General features: G+C 54.9%; 19 protein-coding genes. 8 read left to right on the top strand and 11 right to left on the bottom strand.

Annotation, left to right across the window (positions count from 1 at the left end):
• Positions 1–97: IS3 family transposase (locus HED65_RS21575; RefSeq protein ID WP_147279780.1), on the top strand; the 97-nt coding region annotated here is incomplete at its 5' end.
• A gap of 515 nt (positions 98–612) precedes the next feature.
• Here the strand turns inward: HED65_RS21575 and rraA are convergent.
• The 7 genes from rraA to priA all read right to left on the bottom strand — a co-directional run bounded on the left by rraA (position 613) and on the right by priA (position 8,578).
• Positions 613–1,098, bottom strand: coding sequence for a ribonuclease E activity regulator RraA (gene rraA, locus HED65_RS21570; protein WP_014172197.1), 486 nt, complete (start codon positions 1,096–1,098; stop codon positions 613–615).
• A gap of 92 nt (positions 1,099–1,190) precedes the next feature.
• On the bottom strand, positions 1,191–2,117 hold the full coding sequence (menA, locus tag HED65_RS21565; RefSeq protein ID WP_168112424.1) for a 1,4-dihydroxy-2-naphthoate polyprenyltransferase: 927 nt from the start codon (positions 2,115–2,117) through the stop codon (positions 1,191–1,193).
• A gap of 62 nt (positions 2,118–2,179) precedes the next feature.
• Positions 2,180–3,514, bottom strand: a complete 1,335-nt coding sequence (gene hslU, locus HED65_RS21560; RefSeq protein ID WP_049004905.1) for an ATP-dependent protease ATPase subunit HslU — start codon at positions 3,512–3,514, stop codon at positions 2,180–2,182.
• Between the two features lie 9 nt (positions 3,515–3,523).
• A complete protein-coding gene (hslV, locus tag HED65_RS21555; protein ID WP_014172194.1) occupies positions 3,524–4,054 on the bottom strand; it encodes an ATP-dependent protease subunit HslV in 531 nt (176 codons plus the stop codon).
• A gap of 94 nt (positions 4,055–4,148) precedes the next feature.
• Positions 4,149–5,144 carry a cell division protein FtsN gene (ftsN, locus tag HED65_RS21550; RefSeq protein ID WP_114980098.1) on the bottom strand — a complete coding sequence of 332 codons (996 nt, stop codon included), beginning with the start codon at positions 5,142–5,144 and terminating at the stop codon, positions 4,149–4,151.
• 93 nt (positions 5,145–5,237) lie between these two features.
• Positions 5,238–6,263, bottom strand: a complete 1,026-nt coding sequence (gene cytR, locus HED65_RS21545; RefSeq protein WP_114980097.1) for a DNA-binding transcriptional regulator CytR — start codon at positions 6,261–6,263, stop codon at positions 5,238–5,240.
• A gap of 119 nt (positions 6,264–6,382) precedes the next feature.
• Positions 6,383–8,578, bottom strand: coding sequence for a primosomal protein N' (priA, locus tag HED65_RS21540; protein ID WP_114980096.1), 2,196 nt, complete (start codon positions 8,576–8,578; stop codon positions 6,383–6,385).
• 200 nt (positions 8,579–8,778) lie between these two features.
• Here priA and rpmE point away from each other — a divergent pair, with 200 nt between their 5' ends.
• Entirely contained in the window at positions 8,779–8,991 is a 213-nt protein-coding gene (gene rpmE, locus HED65_RS21535) for a 50S ribosomal protein L31 (protein WP_003862040.1), read from the top strand.
• Positions 8,992–9,039: 48 nt separating this feature from the next.
• On the opposite strand, the gene metJ is transcribed toward rpmE, so the two are convergent.
• Positions 9,040–9,357 (bottom strand): met regulon transcriptional regulator MetJ, encoded by a 318-nt coding sequence (gene metJ / locus HED65_RS21530; protein WP_003862042.1) that lies wholly within the window; start codon positions 9,355–9,357, stop codon positions 9,040–9,042.
• 276 nt (positions 9,358–9,633) lie between these two features.
• Between metJ and metB the strand changes: the two genes are divergently transcribed.
• The 4 genes from metB to katG all read left to right on the top strand — a co-directional run bounded on the left by metB (position 9,634) and on the right by katG (position 16,702).
• Complete coding sequence (metB, locus tag HED65_RS21525) at positions 9,634–10,794, top strand: cystathionine gamma-synthase (protein ID WP_114980095.1); 1,161 nt, start codon at positions 9,634–9,636, stop codon at positions 10,792–10,794.
• Positions 10,795–10,796: 2 nt separating this feature from the next.
• Complete coding sequence (locus HED65_RS21520) at positions 10,797–13,229, top strand: bifunctional aspartate kinase/homoserine dehydrogenase II (RefSeq protein ID WP_114980094.1); 2,433 nt, start codon at positions 10,797–10,799, stop codon at positions 13,227–13,229.
• A 203-nt stretch (positions 13,230–13,432) separates the two neighbouring features.
• A complete protein-coding gene (metF, locus tag HED65_RS21515) occupies positions 13,433–14,323 on the top strand; it encodes a methylenetetrahydrofolate reductase (protein WP_114980093.1) in 891 nt (296 codons plus the stop codon).
• Positions 14,324–14,530: 207 nt separating this feature from the next.
• Positions 14,531–16,702, top strand: coding sequence for a catalase/peroxidase HPI (katG, locus tag HED65_RS21510; protein ID WP_114980092.1), 2,172 nt, complete (start codon positions 14,531–14,533; stop codon positions 16,700–16,702).
• 51 nt (positions 16,703–16,753) lie between these two features.
• Here katG and gldA read toward each other — a convergent pair whose 3' ends face one another.
• Genes gldA through ptsP form a run of 3 tightly spaced genes read right to left on the bottom strand, consistent with a single transcriptional unit; the run spans position 16,754 to position 21,048 of the window.
• Positions 16,754–17,857: a bifunctional L-1,2-propanediol dehydrogenase/glycerol dehydrogenase gene (gldA, locus tag HED65_RS21505; RefSeq protein ID WP_114980091.1), complete on the bottom strand. Its 1,104-nt coding sequence runs from the start codon at positions 17,855–17,857 to the stop codon at positions 16,754–16,756.
• 12 nt (positions 17,858–17,869) lie between these two features.
• A complete protein-coding gene (fsa, locus tag HED65_RS21500; RefSeq protein WP_114980090.1) occupies positions 17,870–18,532 on the bottom strand; it encodes a fructose-6-phosphate aldolase in 663 nt (220 codons plus the stop codon).
• A gap of 14 nt (positions 18,533–18,546) precedes the next feature.
• Positions 18,547–21,048, bottom strand: coding sequence for a phosphoenolpyruvate--protein phosphotransferase (gene ptsP, locus HED65_RS21495; RefSeq protein WP_114980089.1), 2,502 nt, complete (start codon positions 21,046–21,048; stop codon positions 18,547–18,549).
• A 306-nt stretch (positions 21,049–21,354) separates the two neighbouring features.
• Here ptsP and HED65_RS21490 point away from each other — a divergent pair, with 306 nt between their 5' ends.
• The gene (locus HED65_RS21490; protein WP_114980088.1) at positions 21,355–22,434 is read left to right on the top strand and encodes a PTS fructose transporter subunit EIIC; all 1,080 of its coding nucleotides are present in this window, start codon (positions 21,355–21,357) and stop codon (positions 22,432–22,434) included.
• A 14-nt stretch (positions 22,435–22,448) separates the two neighbouring features.
• On the top strand, positions 22,449–22,769 hold the full coding sequence (locus HED65_RS21485) for a PTS fructose-like transporter subunit IIB (RefSeq protein WP_114980087.1): 321 nt from the start codon (positions 22,449–22,451) through the stop codon (positions 22,767–22,769).
• The last annotated feature ends 19 nt before the right edge of the window (positions 22,770–22,788 follow it).

Raw genomic sequence — 22,788 nt, 5'->3', positions numbered from 1 at the left:
GTACATCCACTACTACAACAACGAACGAATCAAGCTAAAACTAAACGGCCTGAGTCCGGTACAATACCGAACTCAGGCCATGTCAGCCGCCAGTTAAGAAAGTGTCCAATATATGGGGTTCACTTCAAGAGGCGGCCTTAACGCTACTTGTCCTGCGCTGTCATAGTAAGAGCAATCAACACATTCGGTTCATCACTCTTTACTACGAGTACGCTGGCGACAATGAACGCAATACATAAATAGCGTTTCATTATGCGGTCCCTGCAGCTAACCGCTCCACCGTTCACCACCGGTGATAAGTCGGTGGACACAAGCCCTGGTGTTAGCCTGCTTTACGGTAGTGAATACACCTTTCCCTGGACCGATGCCCATGTGCGAGATGGCGGAAAGGGACGCTGTATCATAAAGAGCATCAACCGTGGCGTTAAGGTTTTCATAGACAAATAGGATTTTATAAAGGTTCTGAGGGGTTGCCCAAGGTTTAGACGAGAGTATGATGAAGTTCCTTGGTGTTAGTCTGTAATACTTCCCAACGGACCGCGAATCCCGAGGGACAAAAAAACCGCCACATTCCTGTTGGCGGTTTTTTTATGGCCCACGCTTACGGTTTTATTACTCAATATCCAGCGGATCTTCGGAAAGGATAATGCCGGTATTATCGGCGTAGAGATGGTCCCCGGAGAAGAAGGTCACGCCGCCGAAGTTAACGCGCACGTCGCTTTCACCAATGCCTTCACCCGCCGCTCCGACCGGAATGGCGGCGATGGCCTGAATACCAATATCCAGATCTTCAAGATCGTCTACCTGGCGCACGGAACCGTAAACCACAATCCCTTCCCACTCGTTTTGCACGGCAAGGCGAGCCAGTTCAGCATCAATAAGCGCGCGACGCACAGAACCCCCGCCATCAACTAACAGAACGCGGCCACGACCATTCTGTTCGAGCAGATCGTACAGCAACCCGTTGTCCTCGAAACATTTCACCGTGACGATTTGTCCGCCAAACGACGACCGCCCACCAAAGTTGGAGAACAGCGGTTCAACGACGTTGACATCTTCCTGGTAGATGTCACAAAGCTCGGAGGTATCGTATTTCATAGGTTTAACGCTCAGTTGCTGCGAATGTGTTCAGTATATCGTGCGAAATGCGTTGTTGGCAAAATCATCAATTGTTAATTGATATTTGTCAGCTAACGAAGTGTCTGGCTTAAGACAATCCCGATGACGAACAACAGGTTAGTCAGGAGTGCGCCTTTTACCGTGCGTTCCAGCATCGGTGGCATGGCTGCAGGGCTCAGTTCGCGCATGACAAATCGCGCCTGCTTAACTAGCAGAGGGGCGGCAAGTACAAACAGCCAGCCCCATACGCTGTGCAGCGAGATCAGGTTAAACAGTGCCAGGCAGACCAGCGCACCCATCAGCAGGCAGGCGTGGTAGCGGCGCGCGTTAACCGGACCCAGACGTACCGCCAGCGTGTTCTTACCGTTCTCACGATCGCTGTCGATATCGCGCAGGTTGTTGATGTTGAGCACTGCCGTCGCCAGCAGTCCGCAGGCGGTTGCAGGCAGGAATAGAGCAGGGATAAGGGTATGTGCCTGTAAGTACCAGCTCCCCATCACGCTCAGCCAGCCGAAGAACACCAGCACGGAAATATCACCCAGACCAATATAACCATAAGGACGCGTGCCGACGGTGTAGGTGATGGCCGCGACGATGGCCAATAAACCTAACACCAGGAAGCCAATAAAATCGCTGGTGGTTTTAGACGCCACCGTCACCAGTGCCAGACCCGATAAACAAATCAGCACCACGGTGATAATCAATGCGCGTTTCATCTGCGCCTGAGTAATCATCCCTTTCTGCATCCCGCGCAGTGGCCCGATACGGTCAGGTTTATCGCTGCCTTTTACTGCGTCACCATAATCGTTGGCGAGATTGGAGAGAATTTGCAGCAGGCCGGCGGTAATCAATGCCAGCGCGGCGACCAGCGGGTCAAAATAACCTTGCCACCAGGCAAGAGCCGTACCGACGACAATCGCAGCAAAGGCCAGAGGAAGTGTTTTAGGGCGCAGACTTTCGAGCCACGCCTGAGTACGGCTGATATCAGTCATAGTTATTTAGCCAATAAAAATGGGGGCATTAGCCCCCATTAAACGTGATGAGAATCCAGTAACCGCGATTATAGGATAAAACGGCTCAGATCTTCATCTGCCACTAACGCATCCAGATGTTTACTCACATATTCTGCGTCAATGGTAATAGTTTGACCGTTAAGGTCGCTCGCATCATAAGAGATATCTTCCACCAGACGTTCCAGCACGGTATGGAGACGACGCGCACCGATGTTCTCGGTGGTTTCGTTCACCTGCCATGCGGCCTGGGCGATACGTTTGATACCGTCTTGGGTGAACTCGAGGTTCACACCTTCGGTCGCCATCAGCGCTTTGTACTGTACGGTAGCAGAGGCATTTGGCTCGGTCAGGATACGTTCGAAATCTTCAGTGGTCAGCGCCTGCAGCTCAACGCGGATTGGCAGACGACCCTGCAATTCCGGGATCAGGTCAGACGGGCTGGCAACCTGGAATGCACCGGATGCGATAAACAGAATGTGGTCTGTTTTTACCATGCCGTGCTTAGTGGAAACGGTGCAGCCTTCAACCAGCGGCAGCAGGTCGCGCTGAACGCCTTCACGGGACACATCCGGGCCGGAGCTGTTGCCGCCACGTTTACAGATTTTATCGATTTCGTCGATAAACACGATACCGTGCTGCTCAACCGCTTCGATAGCATCCTGTTTCAGCTCTTCCGGGTTCACCAGTTTTGCCGCTTCTTCTTCGATAAGCAGCTTCATCGCGTCCTTGATTTTCAGCTTACGCGCTTTCTGCTTCTGGCCGCCCAGGTTCTGGAACATGGACTGCAACTGGCTGGTCATCTCCTCCATACCTGGAGGCGCCATGATTTCCACGCCCATCGGTGCGGCAGCGAGATCGATCTCAATCTCTTTATCATCCAGCTGGCCTTCACGCAGTTTTTTGCGGAACGCCTGACGTGCGGCTGAAGGTTCAGACTGTTGTTCAGCCTGGCCCCAGTTGTTTTTTGCCGGTGGGATCAACACGTCGAGAATGCGCTCTTCGGCCATCTCTTCTGCGCGGTAACGGTTTTTCTCAATCGCCTGAACGCGCACCATCTTGATAGCAGAATCGGTCAGATCGCGAATGATAGAATCCACTTCTTTACCGACATAACCCACTTCGGTGAACTTGGTGGCTTCAACTTTGATGAATGGCGCGTTCGCCAGTTTTGCCAGACGACGGGCGATTTCAGTTTTACCGACACCGGTCGGGCCGATCATCAGAATGTTTTTTGGTGTCACTTCGTGGCGCAGCTCTTCGTCAAGCTGCATGCGGCGCCAGCGGTTACGCAGGGCAATTGCCACGGAACGCTTGGCGTTATCCTGGCCGATAATGTGTTTGTTCAGTTCGCTGACAATTTCGCGTGGGGTCATTTCAGACATGGGAGATCCTTACGCTTTAGACGGTAATTCTTCGATGGTGTGGTTGTGGTTGGTATAAATGCAGATATCACCTGCAATATCCAATGCCTTCACCGCGATATCTCGCGCGTTCATGTCGGTATTTTCCAACAGCGCGCGGGCTGCAGCCTGGGCATAAGGGCCGCCAGAGCCGATGGCAATCAGGTCGTTTTCCGGCTGAATGACGTCGCCGTTACCGGTGATAATCAGCGACGCGGTTTCGTCGGCTACGGCCAGCAACGCTTCGAGCTTGCGCAGCATGCGGTCGGTACGCCAGTCTTTCGCCAGCTCAACGGCGGCTTTCACCAGATGACCCTGGTGCATTTCCAGTTTGCGTTCAAACAGTTCAAACAGCGTGAAGGCATCAGCGGTGCCGCCAGCAAAACCGGCGATCACTTTGTCGTTATAGAGACGACGTACTTTCTTCACGTTGCCTTTCATGACGGTATTACCCAGCGTGGCCTGGCCATCACCGGCGATTACCACATGGCCGTTACGGCGTACACTTACTATTGTTGTCACGAGCAGACCCCCTGGTTACAGAATCGGGAAACAGAAGCCCTGAGCCTGTGCTCAGGGCTGAATAGAATGATAGATGGGGGGGAAATTGGGGGTTTCAACCCCCGGATGCGAGTCGAATACAGTTTGTGTGACCGGCGACTTTCAAACGTGAAATGGTGCCATCAGCATTTTCTTTGCCTTTAACCGGGCCAATCACCACGCGATTCCAGCCATTGTTGGTGGTAATACGTGAATCAAACCCTTCAAAGGCCAGCTGTGCGCGCACCGTTTCCGCCTGCTCAGCACCTTTAAACGAACCGCACTGAACCATCCAGCGGCGCTCATCTTTTTTCTCCGCCGTCTGCTTCGGTGCATCGGTCTCTTTAGTGATCGGTGCGGCCTGCTGCGTTTTCGGCTGCTGAGCGGTGGTATGCGCTGGCGTCTGCAAGAGATCCTGATATGGCTGAGCCGTCTGCTTCTGCGGCTGAGCCTTCGGCTGTTGCTGAACCGGCTGGGACTGCACCGTACGCGTCTGCTGCTGGTAAGGCTGTTCCGTTACCCGCGGCTGTGCTTTCGGCTGCTGTACCGGCTGGGTTTGCGCCCACTGTTGTTGCTGTTGCTGCTGAATTTGCTGTTGCGCCTGACGTCGCTGTAACGTTTGCTGACGCTGTGCCGGAGTCTGTTCATTCCACGGAACTTCATTCAACTGTGTGGGTTGCTGGCGCATATCAGCCTGCATTTGTGCCAACAACTGACGCTGTTCATCCGTCAGCTGATTCGCATTCTGCACTTCTCCACCTGCGGAAGGCTCGGTTGGCGCACGTACGCCAGGCTGACGGCTTTCCAGCTCTTTGATATAGCGCCAGCGTTCTTCAGGCTTCGGAGGAAGACCGTTTCCGGCCACTTTGCTGGCCTGAAGCGCCTCAGACTCTTCTTTTTTATGGTGCGTAATAAAGTACAGTCCACCAATAAAGGCGACGACTACAGCCGCAGCAATAGCGACCATTGCTGGCGAGACAGCAGGCAGGTTACTCTGCTTTTTCCTTGAGCTACTCTTTTTGCGTCGCGAAGGTGCCGGCTGGCCGCGACGTACATAATCTCGTTGTGCCACTATCGTTTCGCTGTATTTATTCGTTCGTCAGTCCGCCATGTTACTTAAGCGGCGGGGCTTTGACCAGATAAGGGTGTCCTAAAGACGTTTACTTTAAGTCAATGCCTGGGTAGTGCCGCGAACAATCAGTTCGCAGTCCAGCAAACGCGAGCCGCTGCTAACTGTTTGACCGTGAAGCTGATCCAGCAGAAGAAGCATCGCTTCGCGGCCAATTTGATAGCGCGGCTGAGCGACCGTTGAGAGCGGCGGATCGCAAAATTCTGAAAGCGAAATATTATCGAATCCGATGATCGATAAATCTTTCGGTATCCGCAGACCACGACGTTTGGCATACGACAATGCACCCAACGCCATTACGTCGCTGTGACAGAATACGGCGGTGGGTGGCTCAGGCAGGTCCAGAAGTTTTTCCAGCGCCTGTCCACCCGCAGCGAAGGTGAAGTCACCACGAACAATATAGTGCGGATCGACAGTGACGCCGGTACGGCGCAGCGCCTGAACGTAACCCTGCAGGCGGTAGTGGCACAGTGGCATCTCTTCCGGCCCGGCAATGCAGCCAATACGTTTATGCCCCAATTCCTGGAGATAGTTGACGGCGTTGAATGCGGCGGTGAGGTTATCGATATGGACCGTCGGCAGCTCCAGCTCTGGCGCAAACTCGTTGGCCATGACCATCGGCGGTAAATTACGCTGCTCTTCAATGCTGGCATCAAACGGCAGGCGAGAGCCAAGCAGCAACATACCGTCGATCTGCTTGGTGATAATGAGGTCGATAAAGGTTTTTTCCTGCTGGTTCTGGTGCGCGCAGTCGCCAATCAGCACCAGATAACCCTGTTCAGCTGCGGTCACTTCAATACCGCGGATAATCTCGCTGAAAAAGGGATCGCAGATGTCCGGCACAATCACCAGGATGGTGCGCGACTCATTGCGCTTGACGTTACGCCCCATCGCCTGTGGAAAATAGCCCACTTCCAGCGCAGCCTGCTCAACCCGGTTGCGGGTCGCCTGGGAGACTTTATCCGGATTCATTAATGCGCGGGATACCGTTGCCGTAGAGACTTGTGCTTTCTGGGCAACGTCTTTCATGGTCGCCGGTGCAACCTCTTTGCTGGACTTCAACGTCTTCTCCTCGCCTGAACACCGAACTTCTGACATCACCATTTTTACAGATAGTTAATGGAATCGGTTACAGAATTTTCATAAAAAGTGTGAGGAACGTTAAATTTTTCGATCCGTCTTCAGCCTTCGATGGGATCGACGTCCAGTACCCACTTCACTTTTCGCGCTTCCGGAAGGGTGTTAATCAGTACCAGCGCGCCGCTGACGATATGCTGAAGACGAATTCTCGAGGGGTGCTGGAGCAAAATTTGCCAGCGAAAACGTCCGCCGCGTTTCGGAGCCAGTGCCGGAACCGGGCCCAGGATCCACAGCTGGTTATCCACCAGTGGACTGGCCTGCAGGAGGTTTCTCAGCTGCTGCAGGAAAAGAGGGGCCTGTTGGTTGTTATGATCTTCTGCACGAATGATCACGTGGCTGGTCCACGGCGGCAGCTGCAGGGTCTGGCGTTCTGCCAGCGCCTGTTCAGCAAAAGCATCGTAGCCTTTGTGTAGCAGGGTCTGGAGTAACGGGTGTTCAGGGTGGTGCGTTTGCAGAACCACTTCACCCTGTTTGCCCGCGCGTCCGGCACGACCGGCGACCTGGGTATAAAGCTGGGCAAAGCGTTCCGCGGAACGGAAGTCTGCTGAGAAGAGTGCGCCGTCGACATCCAGCAGGGCAACCAGCGTTACATCAGGGAAATGATGCCCTTTCGCCAGCATCTGGGTGCCAATCAAAATGCGGGCACCGCCACGATGCACTTCCGCCAGTTGCTGTTCCAGCGCGCCTTTGCGGCTGGTGGTGTCCCGGTCGATGCGGGAGAGAGGTACGCCAGGGAAGAAGGGGGCAAGAGCCTGTTCCAGCTGTTCCGTTCCCAGACCCACCGGCACGATATGCGTTGAGCCACACGAAGGACACTGGCGTGGAACAGGGCGCTGGCTGTCGCAGTGGTGGCAGCGCAAATGACGCTGGGCCTGATGGAAAGTGTAGTAATGGTCGCAGCGCGGGCACTCGGCAATCCAGCCGCAGTCGTGGCACAGCAGGGCTGGCGCAAATCCGCGTCGGTTGAGAAACAGAATGACCTGGTTCCCGGCCTGCAAATGCTGGCGCATCCGGGTGATAAGTGCGGGTGCTAACCCCGCCTGCACCTGCTGGCCTTTCAGATCCAGTACGTGCTGAATGGCCGGACGCGCATTTCCCGCGCGACGCGTCAGGCGCAGCATATGGTATTTACGCTGGCGCACGTTGTGTAGCGTTTCGAGCGCCGGTGTGGCGGAGCCGAGAATAATAGGGATTTGCTCACTGTGAGCACGATAAACCGCCAGATCACGGGCGTGATAGCGCCAGCCTTCCTGTTGTTTATAGGAGCTGTCGTGCTCTTCATCGATCACGATAACGCCGAGATTTTTAAACGGTGTAAACAGCGACGAACGGGTGCCGATCACAATCGCTGCTTCACCGTTTTTCGCTTTCAGCCAGGCGCTGAGGCGCTCGCTGTCGTTCAGGCCAGAGTGCAGTACCTCAACAGGCGCGTTAAAGCGTTCGCGAAAGCGGGCGATGGTCTGCGGTGTCAGGCCGATTTCCGGCACCATCACCAGCGCTTGTTTACCCTGGGCGAGCACATTTTCCAGCACGCTCAGGTAGACTTCGGTCTTACCGGAACCGGTGACCCCCGCCAGTAGCCAGGCGGAAAAATGATCGGAGGCGCTATGAATCGCACCCACGGCGGTGGCCTGCTCGGTATTCAGACGCAGTCTGTCGCCTGATACGGAAAAACTTGTTCGCCAGTCGTAAAGTGCAGGCGCTTCGCTGCCCAGTTCACTTAACCCTTTCTTTCTCAGAGCCTGTAGCGCCGTTTCGCTGACCTCAAGTTCGTCGACCTGATGACGCCAGATTTTCCCCTGGCGCAGCGCCGCAAGCGCCTGCTGCTGTTTCTGCGAGCGTTTGAGGCTGTTGATGTCGACTGCCTGACCTTCTTCGGTGGCAAACCAGTACCACATTGGCGCATGGCTGGCGCTTTTACCCTGGCGTAGCATAACCGGCAGGGCATGGAACAGGACGTCGCCGATGGGGTGGTGGTAGTAATCCGCCGCCCACAGCAGCAGGCGCCAGATGCTGGTGGAGTAAACCGGCTCACTGTCCAGCACCTCAACAATCGATTTCAGTTCATTGAGCGGTAACTCGCTCTTATCGCTGACCGAAACCACAATCCCCACGCGCTGCTGTTTGCCAAAGGGCACGGTCACGCGACAGCCCGCTTTGGCGCTCATGCTGTCAGGCAGCAGATAGTCAAAGGTGCGGGGAAGCGGAACGGGCAGGGCAACGTGAGCGACGGGCATCGAATCTTCCTGACTTGAAAAGTGGCGCGTTAGTATACACATTAGTAAAAGCGGCGTGCGGATCAGTTTGCATACGTTGGTCAAATTCTGTATGATTCGCCGCCTTTGGTGTACTTTGCGCCAAAGAACTTACAATCAACATCGCGTGGTGTCTGGCGTTAGGGCTGGAAGAGCGACGCGGCCTTAACTGAGGTTCTCCCATGAAAAAAGATATTCACCCGAAATACGAAATGATTACTGCAAACTGCTCTTGCGGTAACTCTATCCAGATCCGCTCTACCGTGGGTCACGATCTGAACCTGGACGTGTGCGGCAAATGCCACCCGTTCTACACTGGTAAGCAGCGTGATGTTGCAACCGGTGGCCGTGTTGACCGCTTCAACAAGCGTTTCAGCATCCCGGGCGCTAAATAAGTTTCCCGAAAAAAAGGCACCGCAAGGTGCCTTTTTTGTATCCGCTTTTCAGTATTCCCACGTCTCCGGGTCAATACCCAGTTCACGCATGATCACCTTCGCCTCTTCCGGGATTTCGTCGCTACGCTCTTTGCGCAGATCGTCATCGTTCGGCAACGGTTGACCGGTAAACGCATGCAGAAACGCTTCGCACAACAGTTCGCTGTTGGTTGCGTGGCGCAGGTTATTCACCTGACGACGCGTACGTTCATCGGTGAGGATCTTCAACACCTTCAGAGGAATGGAAACCGTAATTTTCTTTACTTGCTCACTCTTCTTACCGTGCTCAGCGTATGGGCTGATATATTCGCCGCTCCATTCAGCCATGAGATACCTTTAATCCTCTCAGTCATTTATCTAAGGGTGCAAAACCTGTAACTCTGGGTTTTGAACCGTAATCTTGCCTAGTTTACCGTAGAGACGATACCGTGGCACGGATATTGCCGCTGCAGCGTGCACTAAAGCATATAATTTTAACGGCTATTTGCGCATTGCTCAATCTATACGCAAAGAAGTTTAGATGTCCAGATGTATTGACGTCCATACTTTCAATGTTTACTCTGGTGCCTGACTTTTCACCTAATTAGCCAGGAAGCCTTCACCATGACGCGTAAACAGGCCACCATCGCAGTGCGTAGCGGATTGAATGATGACGAGCAGTACGGCTGTGTTGTTCCGCCCATTCATCTTTCCAGTACCTATAATTTCACCGGATTTAATGAACCCCGCGCGCATGACTACTCGCGTCGTGGTAACCCCACGCGTGACGTGACCCAGCGAGCGCTGGCAGAGCTGGAAGGTGGCGCAGGTGCAGTATTAACCAATACCGGTATGTCCGCCATTCATCTGGTGACCACGGTGTTCCTGAAACCGGGTGACCTGCTGGTTGCGCCGCACGACTGCTACGGCGGCAGCTATCGTCTGTTTGATAGTCTGGCGAAGCGCGGCTGTTATCGCGTGCTGTTTGTCGATCAAAACGACGAACAGGCGCTGAAACAGGCGCTGGCAGAGAAACCGAAGCTGGTACTGGTGGAAAGTCCAAGCAACCCATTGTTGCGCGTTGTCGACATTGCGAAAATTTGTCAGCTCACAAAGGATGCGGGAGCGATAAGTGTAGTGGATAATACGTTCCTCAGTCCGGCCCTTCAGAACCCATTAGCATTGGGTGCTGATCTGGTATTGCATTCATGCACTAAATATCTGAACGGCCATTCTGACGTGGTAGCGGGCGTGGTGATTGCAAAAGACCCCGAGGTTGTCACGGAACTGGCATGGTGGGCCAATAATATTGGCGTCACCGCGGGTGCCTTCGACAGCTATTTGCTGTTACGTGGCATTCGTACGCTGTCGCCGCGTATGGAAGTGGCGCAGCGTAATGCTCAGGCGATTGTCGATTTCCTGAAAACGCAGCCGCTGGTGAAGAAGCTCTATCACCCGTCGCTGCCGGAAAACCAGGGGCACGAGATCGCCGCGCGCCAGCAGAAGGGATTTGGCGCGATGTTAAGTTTTGAACTGGACGGTGACGAGCAAACGCTGCGTCGCTTCCTGAGCGGGCTGTCATTGTTTACGCTGGCGGAATCCCTGGGTGGGGTTGAAAGCCTGATTTCCCACGCCGCAACCATGACGCACGCAGGTATGGCACCCGAAGCACGTGCCGCCGCCGGTATTTCTGAGACGCTGCTGCGAATCTCAACCGGTATTGAAGATTCTGAAGATTTAATTGCCGATCTGGAAAATGGCTTCCGGGTCGCAGCCAAGGGGTAATCATGAGTGTGATAGCGCAGGCAGGGGCGAAGGGTCGTCAACTGCACAAGTTTGGTGGTAGTAGTCTTGCTGATGTGAAATGTTATCTGCGTGTCGCAGGGATCATGACAGAGTATTCGCAGCCGGGGGACATGATGGTTGTCTCTGCGGCGGGCAGCACCACCAACCAGTTGATTAGCTGGCTGAAATTGAGCCAGACCGATCGCCTTTCTGCGCATCAGGTGCAACAGTCCTTACGTCGTTATCAGAGCGAGCTGATTGCCGGCTTGCTGCCTGCAGACGTAGCAGACGGGCTGATCAGTGCCTTCACCCATGACCTTGAGCGTCTGGCTGCCCTGCTGGACAGCGGCATTACCGATGCGGTGTATGCCGAAGTGGTCGGTCACGGGGAAGTGTGGTCTGCTCGCTTGATGGCTGCTGTTTTGCAACATCTCGGCGTTGAAGCCGCCTGGCTCGACGCGCGTGACTTCCTGCGCGCTGAACGTGCTGCACAGCCGCAGGTCGACGAAGGATTGTCTTACCCGTTACTGCAACAGCTGCTGGTGCAGCATCCGGGTAAACGCATTGTGGTGACTGGCTTTATCAGCCGCAGCAACGCAGGTGAAACTGTGCTGCTGGGGCGTAACGGCTCCGACTACTCTGCAACCCAAATTGGGGCTCTGGCGGGCGTGTCCCGCGTCACCATCTGGAGTGACGTGGCCGGTGTTTACAGTGCCGACCCGCGCAAAGTGAAAGATGCCTGTTTACTGCCGCTGCTGCGTCTTGACGAAGCCAGCGAACTGGCACGTCTGGCGGCGCCGGTACTGCACGCGCGCACGCTGCAGCCAGTTTCCGGCAGCGATATTGACCTGCAGCTGCGCTGCAGTTATACCCCGGATCAAGGTTCTACTCGTATTGAGCGCGTGCTGGCGTCCGGTACCGGCGCTCGTATCGTTACCAGCCACGACGACATCTGCCTGATTGAGTTCCAGGTTCCGGCAGGACAGGATTTCAAACTGGCACATAAAGACATCGACCTGGTGTTAAAGCGTGCTCAGGTGCGTCCGCTGGCTGTTGGCGTGCACAACGACCGCCAGCTGCTGCAGTTCTGCTACACCGCTGAAGTGGCGGACAGCGCGCTGAAAATTCTGGATGAAGCGGGCTTGCCGGGCGAACTTCGTCTGCGTCAGGGGCTGGCGCTGGTGGCGATGGTTGGGGCGGGTGTCACCCGTAACCCTCTGCACTGCCACCGTTTCTGGCAGCAACTGAAGGGACAGCCGGTTGAGTTTACCTGGCAGTCCGAAGAGGGCATCAGCCTGGTCGCCGTGCTGCGTAAAGGGCCTACCGAGAGCCTGATTCAGGGTCTGCATACCTCTCTGTTCCGCGCGGAAAAACGCATCGGCCTGGTGCTGTTCGGCAAAGGCAACATCGGTTCCCGCTGGCTGGAGCTGTTCGCCCGCGAGCAAGTGACTCTCTCTGCACGTACCGGGTTTGAATTTATTCTCGCAGGCGTGGTGGACAGCCGTCGCAGCCTGTTGAATTACGAAGGGCTGGACGCCAGCCGTGCGCTTGCTTTCTTTAATGATGAAGCTGTCGAGCAGGATGAAGAGTCGCTGTTCCTGTGGATGCGTGCGCACCCGTATGACGATCTGGTGGTGCTGGACGTCACTGCCAGCGAACAGCTGGCCGATCAGTATCTTGATTTCGCCAGCCATGGGTTCCACGTCATTAGCGCCAATAAGCTGGCGGGGGCAAGCAGCACCGATAAATACCGTCAGATCCACGACGCGTTTGAAAAAACAGGGCGTCACTGGCTCTATAACGCCACCGTGGGCGCGGGCCTGCCGGTTAACCACACCGTGCGTGACCTGATTGAAAGCGGCGATAGCATTCTGGCGCTGAGCGGTATCTTCTCCGGCACGCTCTCCTGGCTGTTCCTGCAGTTTGACGGCACCGTACCGTTCACCGACCTGGTAGATCAGGCATGGCAACAGGGTTTAACCGAGCCCGATCCGCGTGTTGACCTCTCCGGTAAAGACGTAATGCGTAAGCTGGTGATCCTGGCGCGTGAAGCCGGTTACGACATCGAACCGGATTCGGTACGCGTCGAATCACTGGTGCCTGCTGGCTGTGAAGAAGGTTCTGTAGATCATTTCTTTGAAAATGGTGAAGAGCTTAACGAACAGATGGTACAGCGTCTGGAAGCGGCGAACGAGATGGGACTGGTACTACGCTATGTGGCGCGTTTTGAGGCCAACGGTAAAGCGCGTGTGGGCGTTGAGGCGGTGCGTCCTGAACATCCGCTGGCAGCACTGCTGCCGTGCGATAACGTCTTCGCAATAGAAAGCCGCTGGTATCGTGATAACCCACTGGTGATCCGTGGACCGGGTGCGGGGCGCGATGTGACCGCTGGCGCAATTCAGTCCGACATCAACCGTCTGGCTAAGCTGCTGTAATACCTAAAGTTCCCTCTCTCGCCGGGAGAGGGAATTACCCTCATCATGAATTTTCCTCATATTCCCTGAGCAAACCTCACCTTTATTGTTGATTATTTCTGTTGACGTCCCTCCGCTTTTCCGTCATTTTTACATCTGGACGTCTAAACGTATAGAAGTTCACAATACAACAAACAACGACACGCGAAAGATAGAGGTACGGTATGAGCTTTTTTCACGCCAACCAGCGGGAAGCCCTGAATCAGAGCCTGGCCGAAGTAAACGGCCAGATTAACGTCTCTTTTGAATTTTTCCCGCCGCGCACCAGTGAAATGGAGCAAACCCTGTGGAGCTCTATCGATCGTCTCAGCAGCCTGAAACCGAAGTTTGTCTCCGTAACCTACGGGGCAAACTCTGGCGAGCGTGACCGTACGCACAGCATCATTAAAGGCATTAAAGATCGTACCGGTCTGGAAGCGGCCCCACATCTCACCTGCATCGACGCAACCCGTGAAGAATTGCGTGCTATCGCCCAGGATTACTGGAACAACGGCATTCGTCATATTGTTGCCCTGCGCGGTGACCTGCCGCCGGGTAGCGGTAAGCCGGAAATGTATGCTGCCGACCTGGTCGCGCTGCTGAAAGACGTGGCCGATTTTGATATCTCCGTTGCCGCTTATCCTGAAGTTCACCCGGAAGCGAAAAGCGCCCAGGCCGATCTGCTTAACCTGAAGCGTAAAGTGGAGGCGGGTGCAAACCGCGCGATTACCCAGTTCTTCTTTGATGTGGAAAGCTACCTGCGCTTCCGCGACCGTTGTGTTTCAGCGGGCATCGACGTTGAAATTATCCCGGGTATTCTGCCGGTCTCTAACTTCAAACAGGCGAAGAAATTTGCTGACATGACGAATGTGCGCATTCCGCTTTGGATGTCTAAAATGTACGAAGGGCTGGACGATGACCCGGAAACACGCAAGCTGGTGGGCGCAAATATCGCGATGGACATGGTGAAGATTTTAAGTCGTGAAGGGGTGAAGGATTTCCACTTCTACACGCTGAACCGTGCGGAGATGAGTTACGCTATATGCCACACGCTCGGTGTTAGACCAGGCGTGTAACAAAAAAGCCCTCTTCGGAGGGTTTTTTGATTTATAAGGGTTTTATTTTCCTGTCACATCGGCAATCCTGCCAAAGACGTACAAAAGTCACAAATTTTCAAAGTGTAATTAAACGGAATTAACTATCGAATCTGTGGGTTATCCCAACTGTACCTTATCAATAAGGGCGTATATCGTAACGGTAACACTGTAAAAGGGAGCATAGCGATGAGCACGTCAGACGATACCAATAAAGTCGGCAAATGCCCGTTCCATCAGGGCGGTCACGATCAGAGCGCGGGGGCAGGTACCAGCAGCCGTGACTGGTGGCCAAAACAACTCCGTGTCGACCTTCTTAACCAACATTCCAACCGTTCGAACCCTCTGGGTGAAGACTTCGACTACCGCAAAGAATTCAGCAAACTTGATTATTCCGCGCTTAAAGGCGACCTCAAAGCACTTTTAACCGACTCTCAACCATGGTGGCCAGCCGACTGGGGCAGCTATGCCGGTCTGTTTATTCGTATGGCCTGGCACGGTGCAGGCACCTATCGCTCCGTTGACGGGCGCGGTGGTGCAGGACGCGGTCAACAGCGCTTTGCGCCGCTGAACTCCTGGCCTGATAACGTCAGTCTGGATAAAGCACGTCGCCTGCTGTGGCCAATTAAGCAAAAATACGGGCAAAAAATCTCCTGGGCTGACCTGTTTATCCTTGCGGGTAACGTGGCGCTGGAAAACTCGGGCTTCCGCACCTTTGGTTTTGGTGCCGGGCGTGAAGACGTCTGGGAACCGGATATGGACGTTAACTGGGGCGATGAAACGACCTGGCTGAAGCACCGCGATCCGGAAGAGCTGGCGAAGCGTCCACTGGCCGCAACCGAAATGGGCCTGATTTACGTTAACCCGGAAGGGCCAAATGCCAGCGGTGAACCGCTGTCAGCGGCAGCGGCGATCCGCGCCACCTTCGGTAACATGGGTATGGATGACGAGGAGACCGTCGCGTTGATTGCGGGGGGGCATACTCTCGGTAAAACCCACGGCGCAGGTGAAGCGACCCATGTAGGTGCTGATCCGGAAGCCGCACCGATTGAGGCGCAGGGTCTTGGCTGGCATAGCACGCACGGCTCTGGCGTTGGCGAAGATGCCATTACCTCTGGTCTGGAAGTCATCTGGTCACAAACCCCGACCCAGTGGAGCAACTATTTCTTCGAGAACCTGTTCAAATATGAGTGGGTGCAGACACGTAGCCCGGCCGGTGCCATTCAGTTTGAAGCCGTAAATGCGCCGGACATTATGCCTGATCCGTTCGACCCATCGAAAAAACGCAAACCAACCATGCTGGTCACCGACCTGACGCTGCGTTTCGACCCGGAATTCGAGAAAATTTCCCGTCGTTTCCTGAACGATCCGCAGGCCTTCAATGAAGCCTTCGCACGTGCGTGGTTCAAACTGACCCACCGTGATATGGGGCCAAAAGCGCGGTACATTGGTCCGGAAGTGCCGAAAGAAGATCTGATTTGGCAGGATCCGCTGCCACAGGCGGTGTTCAACCCTTCGAAAGAAGATATTGAAAGTCTGAAAGCGGAAATTGCGGCATCGGGTCTCTCCGTAAGCGAACTGGTTTCTGTTGCCTGGGCGTCTGCTTCAACCTTCCGCGGCGGCGATAAGCGCGGCGGTGCGAATGGTGCACGTCTGGCGCTGGCACCTCAGCGTGACTGGGATGTGAACGCCGCAGCGGTTCGTGCACTTCCTGCTCTGGAAGCTATTCAGCGCACCACTAACAAAGCTTCCCTGGCAGATATCATCGTGCTGGCGGGTGTAGTGGGCGTGGAGCAAGCCGCGAAAGCGGCAGGCGTTTACGTCACCGTACCGTTCACGCCGGGCCGTGTGGATGCTCGTCAGGATCAAACGGATATCGAGATGTTTAACCTGCTCGAACCGATTGCCGATGGCTTCCGCAACTACCGTGCACAGGTTAATGCCTCGACCACGGAATCACTGCTGATTGATAAGGCCCAGCAGCTGACGTTGACCGCGCCTGAGTTGACGGTGTTGATCGGCGGCCTGCGCGTACTGGGGGCAAACTTTGATGGCGGCAAGAATGGCGTGTTCACTGACCGTGAGGGCGTGCTGAGTAATGACTTCTTCGTCAATCTGCTGGACATGAATACCCAGTGGAAAGCGACCGATGAGTCAAACGAACTCTTTGCCGGTAGCGACCGCATCAGCGGTGAAGTGAAATATACTGCGACCCGCGCTGACCTGGTCTTCGGCTCTAATGCCGTCCTGCGCGCGCTGGCAGAAGTTTATGCCAGCAGCGATGCCAGCGAGAAGTTTGTCCGTGACTTCGTTGCAGCATGGGCGAAGGTGATGGATTTGGATCGTTTCGACCTGCAGTAATAAAAAATCCCCGCTTCGGCGGGGATTTTTTTCACACCATGTGGGCTGCGACTATTCCCACTCCTGTAAGAACCGCTGTCCGTACTGATCGGCAACCAACAGTGCCGCGTAAACCTGGTCCGGCGACACGCCGCCCGGCATGTTATGAATGGTTTCGCCTTCCGCGCAGGAGGCTTCCGCAATCAGACGCATTTTAGCCGGGATATCCTCTTTGATGTTCAGCTGTGCCAGCGTGATGGGCAAACCAACGCTGTGACAAAGCGCCGCGACGGTCTCTATTTCTTCTACCGGGGCGTTTTCCAGTACCAGCTGCGTCAGCGTACCGAATGCGACTTTTTCACCATGATAGAAGTGATGTGCGTCCGGCACTGCTGTCATGCCGTTGTGAATGGCGTGTGCTGCAGCCAGCCCGCCGCTTTCAAAACCGACGCCGCTGAGATACGTATTGGCTTCAATGATGCGTTCCAGCGCCGGTGTTACGACGTGCTGTTCCGCCGCCAACATCGCTTTTTCACCCTCTTCAATCAGCGTGTTGTAGCACAGCTCGGCGAGCGCTAACGCAGCCTGCGTACATTTGCCCCCTGCCATGGTGGTTGCGCCACTGCGGGAACAGGCTCGTGCTTCAAACCAGGTGGCCAGTGCATCGCCAATCCCCGCAGCAAGCAGACGTGGTGGTGCTCCTGCAACCACATTGGTGTCGACGATAACCATGTTCGGGTTGTGCGGTAGCATCAGGTAGCGATCGAACTCGCCGTTGTCGGTATAAATCACGGAAAGCGCGCTGCACGGCGCATCAGTGGAGGCGATAGTCGGGGCAATGGCGACCGGCACGTTCATAAAGTGTGCCAGCGCTTTGGCGGTATCCAGCGTTTTTCCGCCGCCGATACCCAGTACCGCCATACAGTCAGCACTGTCTGCCAGTTTTTTCAGTCGATCGATTTCATTTTGCGAACATTCGCCACCAAACGGTGCGATTTCAGCATGCAGTTCTGCGTTTTTGAAACTCTGCCGTAAAGTCTCTTCAGCAAAGCCCAGTACAAATTTATCGCCGACTACCAGCCAGCGCTGTGCTAGTGGCTTCAGATAGTCGCCGAGACGGGTAAGCACATTAGCGCCCTGGATGTATTTCCCCGGCGATTGAATGATACGGTCCATAACAGTTCTCCCTTAGAGGTTGAGGTTACCAAACGCGTTTTTCCAGTCTTGCTCGAACTTCTCTATGGCTGACTCTACCGCCGGGGTGCCGAGCATTTGTTGCGCTACATCTAAAGGAAGCGTGATTGCTTCACAGCCGGCAAGCAGGCAGTCCAGCGCCTGTCGCGGAGTTTTAAAGCTGGCGGCAAGTACCTTGCTCTCTGGCGCATGCATTTCAAGCAGGGATTGCAGTTCTTGCACCATACGAATACCGTCACCGCCTTGAGCGTCGACGCGGTTGACATACGGGGCCACATACTTTGCTCCTGCCAGTGCGGCGAGTAACCCCTGTGCTGCGCTGTATACGGCGGTTCCCAACGTGGTAATGCCCTCTTTTTTCAGAGCCTGAATCGCGATAAGGCCCTGAGCCGTCACCGGGATTTTGACCACGATGTCCGGTATGACATTACTCAGGCGTTTAGCTTCCGCCACCATGCCCTCTGCATCGCGGCTCATGGTTTGGGCAAACAGCGTGCCGTCCGGCCCGATGGCCATTTGCAGACGCGGCAGCACCTTCCAGATGGATTCACGGCTGGCAGCGATAATGCTTGGGTTAGTGGTCACGCCCGCAATGGGAAAAATGCGTGCAAGGCGTTCGACTTCCGCCACATTGGCGGTATCCAGATACAGTTCCATCACTCTTCCTCGTATTAAAGTTCTAATTCGTGTTGCAGCAGAGAAGCAATAGCCTCCCCGGAGCTGGCGTTCACCAGCGCGTTGCGGAAATCTTCATGCATGATGCGACGTGCCAGGCGTGAGAAAATTCGCATGTGCTGGTCGCCTGCGGCGTGTTTGTTCAGCGTCAGCATGATGATGAATTGCGCTTCCTCATCTCCCCACATGACGGGGGCTTTCAGGCGTGCAACGCTGATGGTGGATTGCTCAATATGCTCCGATTTGCTGTGTGGGATGGCAAAACTAAAACCCAGCCCGGTAGAAAATACGGCCTCGCGCGCCCACAGATCGGCTTCCAGCTTGCGCGGATAGCGGCAACGCCCGGCGAGCAAAAGGTTATCGGTCATGCCTTTCATGACCTCTTCTTTACTGTTCCAGTCGTTATCCAGAGAAATGCAGCGTGGCGTCACCAGCGGCGTATCCTGCTGATTCATGCGGAACTGGGCGAGCAGGTGTTCCACTTCAAGTGAGGTGCGACACGCCATGGCCTGGTTCAACAACTGGCGGCAGGCGCGACTATCAAGCTGTGCCAGGCGCGCTTTGGTCGCCGGGATAGCAGGCGACCCCATACTGAGCTCGTCCAGGCCCAAACCTACCAGCAATGGCAACACAGAACCTTTTGCACCCAGCTCACCGCACAGGCCAATCCATTTTCCCTGGCGATGGACGGCCTGTACCGCGTAATCCAGAGCGCGCAGGAAAGCCGGGTTCAGGCTGTTGTAATGGCGTGTGACTTTGGCGTTGTCGCGGTCGACGGCCAGGAGATACTGCGTCAGGTCATTGCTGCCGATACTAAAGAAATCTATTTCTTCGCAGCATTGATCGATGATGAACATCACCGAGGGCACTTCCAGCATGATGCCGAGAGGGATTTTTTCATCAAAAGGAATATGTTCAGTACGAAGCTGCTGCTTCGCTTCGGCAAGCTTCTCTTTAACCCACAGGATCTCTTCCATGGAGGAGATCATCGGGATCATGATCTTCAGGTTGCCGTGAGCAGAGGCGCGCAGGATCGCCCGAAGCTGGGTGGTGAAAAGCGTTGCATATTCTTCGTAGATACGTACTGCGCGGTAGCCGAGGAAGGGGTTGTTTTCTGCCGGTATGTTCAGGTACTCCACCGGTTTATCGCCGCCGATATCCATAGTACGCACGATAATGCTGCGCTCATTTGCACTTTCAAGTGCCTGGCAGAAAATGTTGTACAGCTCGTTTTCACCGGGGGCGCTGGTGCGATCCATATACAGCATTTCGGTGCGGAACAAGCCAACGCCTTCGGCACCGTTACCAAATGCCGCCACGGCTTCCACTGCATGAGCGATGTTCGCGGCAATCTCAATGCGCAGGCCATCTGATGTTCTGGCTTCCCGATCAAGCCAGATGCGTTGCTGCTCGCGGATCGCCTGTTGTACTCGTGCTTCCTGCTGATAGTAGCGCACCACCGCATCACTGGCATTGACCACAACCGCGCCCGCATTGCCATCCACGAAGACAGGCTGGTTGTGCCATTGAAGAAGACCTTCGCTATCGACGCCGACCAGTGTGGGAATATTGAAGGAGCGCGCAAGAATAACGGTGTGCGAAGTGGTTCCGCCGCTCTTTAACAGCAGTCCTTTGAGTAATGTTTTATCCAGTTCCAGGAACTGACCGGGAGTGAGGTCGTCAGCAAGGCAGACGGTCGGCTGCGTCAACTGGCCTGGCGCCGGGAAGCGCTGTTCCCCATAAATGTGTTGTAGAAGTTGATAGCAGACATCGCGCACATCCAGTACCCGCTCCTGCAGGTAGTTGCTGCTGGAACGAGAAAACGCATCACAGAAATGGTTTGCAGTAGCGATTATTGCTTGCGCGCAGCTCAGTCCCTGGCTTACGCCTGCAAGAAGATGCTGGCGTAGTGAGGTATCCGTTGCCAGCGATCGATGCGCATCGAGAATGGCGCTGGCGGTACTCTCGCTGTCCAGTGCGCGCAGCTCAATGTTTTTCACCAGCAGGGTGAGGCCGTTATCCAGCGCTGACTGCTCTTCTTCCACGTTTTTCGCGTCGGGTAAATCTGTTAGTGCATTGAGATCCAGCGAGGTCAGCAAGGTCAACACGCCCTGGGCGCTACCACTGCAAACGGGCAAGGCGCGAAACAGGGTGGGATTGAGGCGCGTGAGAGATTCTGGCAGCGGATCAAGCTCGGTATTGAGAGCTTCTGCCAGCGGTGCGTCGCAGTGGGGAAACTCTTCCCGGAGCCATTGTTCCAGTTGTTGGTGGGCGCTCTGCTCATCTTCACCGTGGATCACCAGACGACAGGCGTCGCCTGCTAGCGTGTCGGTGCCAATAAGTGCCAGTGCGCTCTTGGCATTCCCTTTGCGGTCTGTGCGCAGGTTATGCCACTCGATTTGCGAGATAAACGTATTGCACAGCGTCTCCACATGACTTGCCGGACGCGCGTGAACCCCGTTGGGTAATTCACAGGTAAATTCCACTACCAGAGCCATACACACACTCCTCAAACCAATCATCATTCATTGGAGAACAGGATACGAGTGTGGTGATGACCCGCGCCATGTGACAAATCTGCCAAAAACTGGACAAATGTAATATCACGCGAAAAGTGAGATTTGACTCACAGGTTGTGATGGTTTGTCTTACGCTTCCGTCTGTACGAAATGTCGAGGTGGATCGCATTTTTATTCCGACATTACAAAAATCCAGTAAATGGCCTTTTTGTCTCCTGTCCGCCGACTTTCTGATTGCCTATTGTTTGCCACAACATCTTTAGGGTTTTAGGCCAGGAGCGACATATGAAAGAGTTGGTGCATATTCTCAAGAACACGCGGCAGCATCTGATGACAGGTGTGTCGCACATGATTCCGTTCGTGGTTGCAGGCGGAATTTTGCTGGCGGTTTCAGTCATGCTGTACGGCAAAGGCGCGGTACCGGATGCAGCAACCGATCCCAACCTGAAAAAACTGTTCGATATCGGCGTGGCCGGGTTAACGCTGATGGTCCCCTTCCTGGCCGCCTATATTGGCTATTCCATTGCTGAGCGTGCCGCGCTGGCACCTTGCGCCATTGCGGCCTGGGTCGGTAACAGCTTCGGTGCGGGTTTCTTCGGCGCCATTATTGCCGGGATACTCGGCGGAATTGTGGTCTGGTATCTGAAGAAACTGCCGGTTCCGAAAGTGCTGCGCTCAGTCATGCCTATCTTCATCATCCCTATCATCGGCACTTTTCTCACCGCGGGCATCATGATGTGGGGCCTGGGTGAGCCTGTCGGGGCGTTGACCACAGGGTTAACTCAGTGGCTGCAAGGAATGCAGCAGGGCAGCATTGTTGTGCTGGCCGTCATTATGGGGCTGATGCTGGCCTTCGATATGGGGGGGCCAATTAACAAAGTGGCCTATGCCTTTATGTTGATCTGCGTTGCCCAGGGTGTCTACACCGTGGTGGCAATCGCGGCGGTGGGTATCTGTGTGCCTCCGCTGGGGTTAGGCCTGGCGACGCTCATTAATCGCAAGAATTTTACTGGTGAAGAGCGTGAAGCGGGTAAAGCTGCACTGGTGATGGGCTGCGTGGGGGTCACCGAAGGGGCGATTCCATTTGCTGCAGCCGATCCTCTGCGTGTGATTCCTTCCATCATGTTGGGTTCCGCGTGCGGCGCAGTGACGGCTGCCGTGATGGGCGCACAATGCTATGCCGGATGGGGTGGGCTTATCGTTCTCCCTGTGGTGGAGGGCAAACTGGGCTACATCACAGCGGTAGCCGTAGGTGCGGTGGTTACCGCCATCAGCGTTAACGTGCTGAAGACTATTGCCCGCAAGAATACAAAGCAGATCGAGGAAAAAGAGGACGACCTGGATCTGGATTTCGAAATTAACTGAATGAGGAAGAGAACATGGCCCGAATTATCGCAGTAACGGCATGCCCGTCAGGCGTTGCGCATACCTACATGGCGGCTGAAGCGCTGGAAAGTGCCGCTAAGGCCAAAGGCTGGGAGGTGAAGGTTGAAACGCAGGGGTCGATAGGTCTTGAGAACGAACTGACAGCCGAGGATATCGCCGCAGCGGATATGGTGATCCTGACTAAAGATATCGGCATTAAATTCGAAGAGCGTTTTACCGGGAAAACCATCGTGCGCGTCAACATTAGCGACGCGGTAAAGCGTGCTGACGCCATTATGAACAAAATTGATGCCCACCTGACACAAACTGCCTGATGCTCTCCCGCCCTTCGGG

It is taken from the genome of Pantoea sp. LS15, from assembly GCF_012241585.1.
In the GTDB taxonomy this organism is placed as follows: Bacteria; Pseudomonadota; Gammaproteobacteria; order Enterobacterales; family Enterobacteriaceae; genus Enterobacter.
Note: the sequence above shows the minus strand (reverse complement) of the source record. Positions and strands in the feature narration are given on the sequence as shown.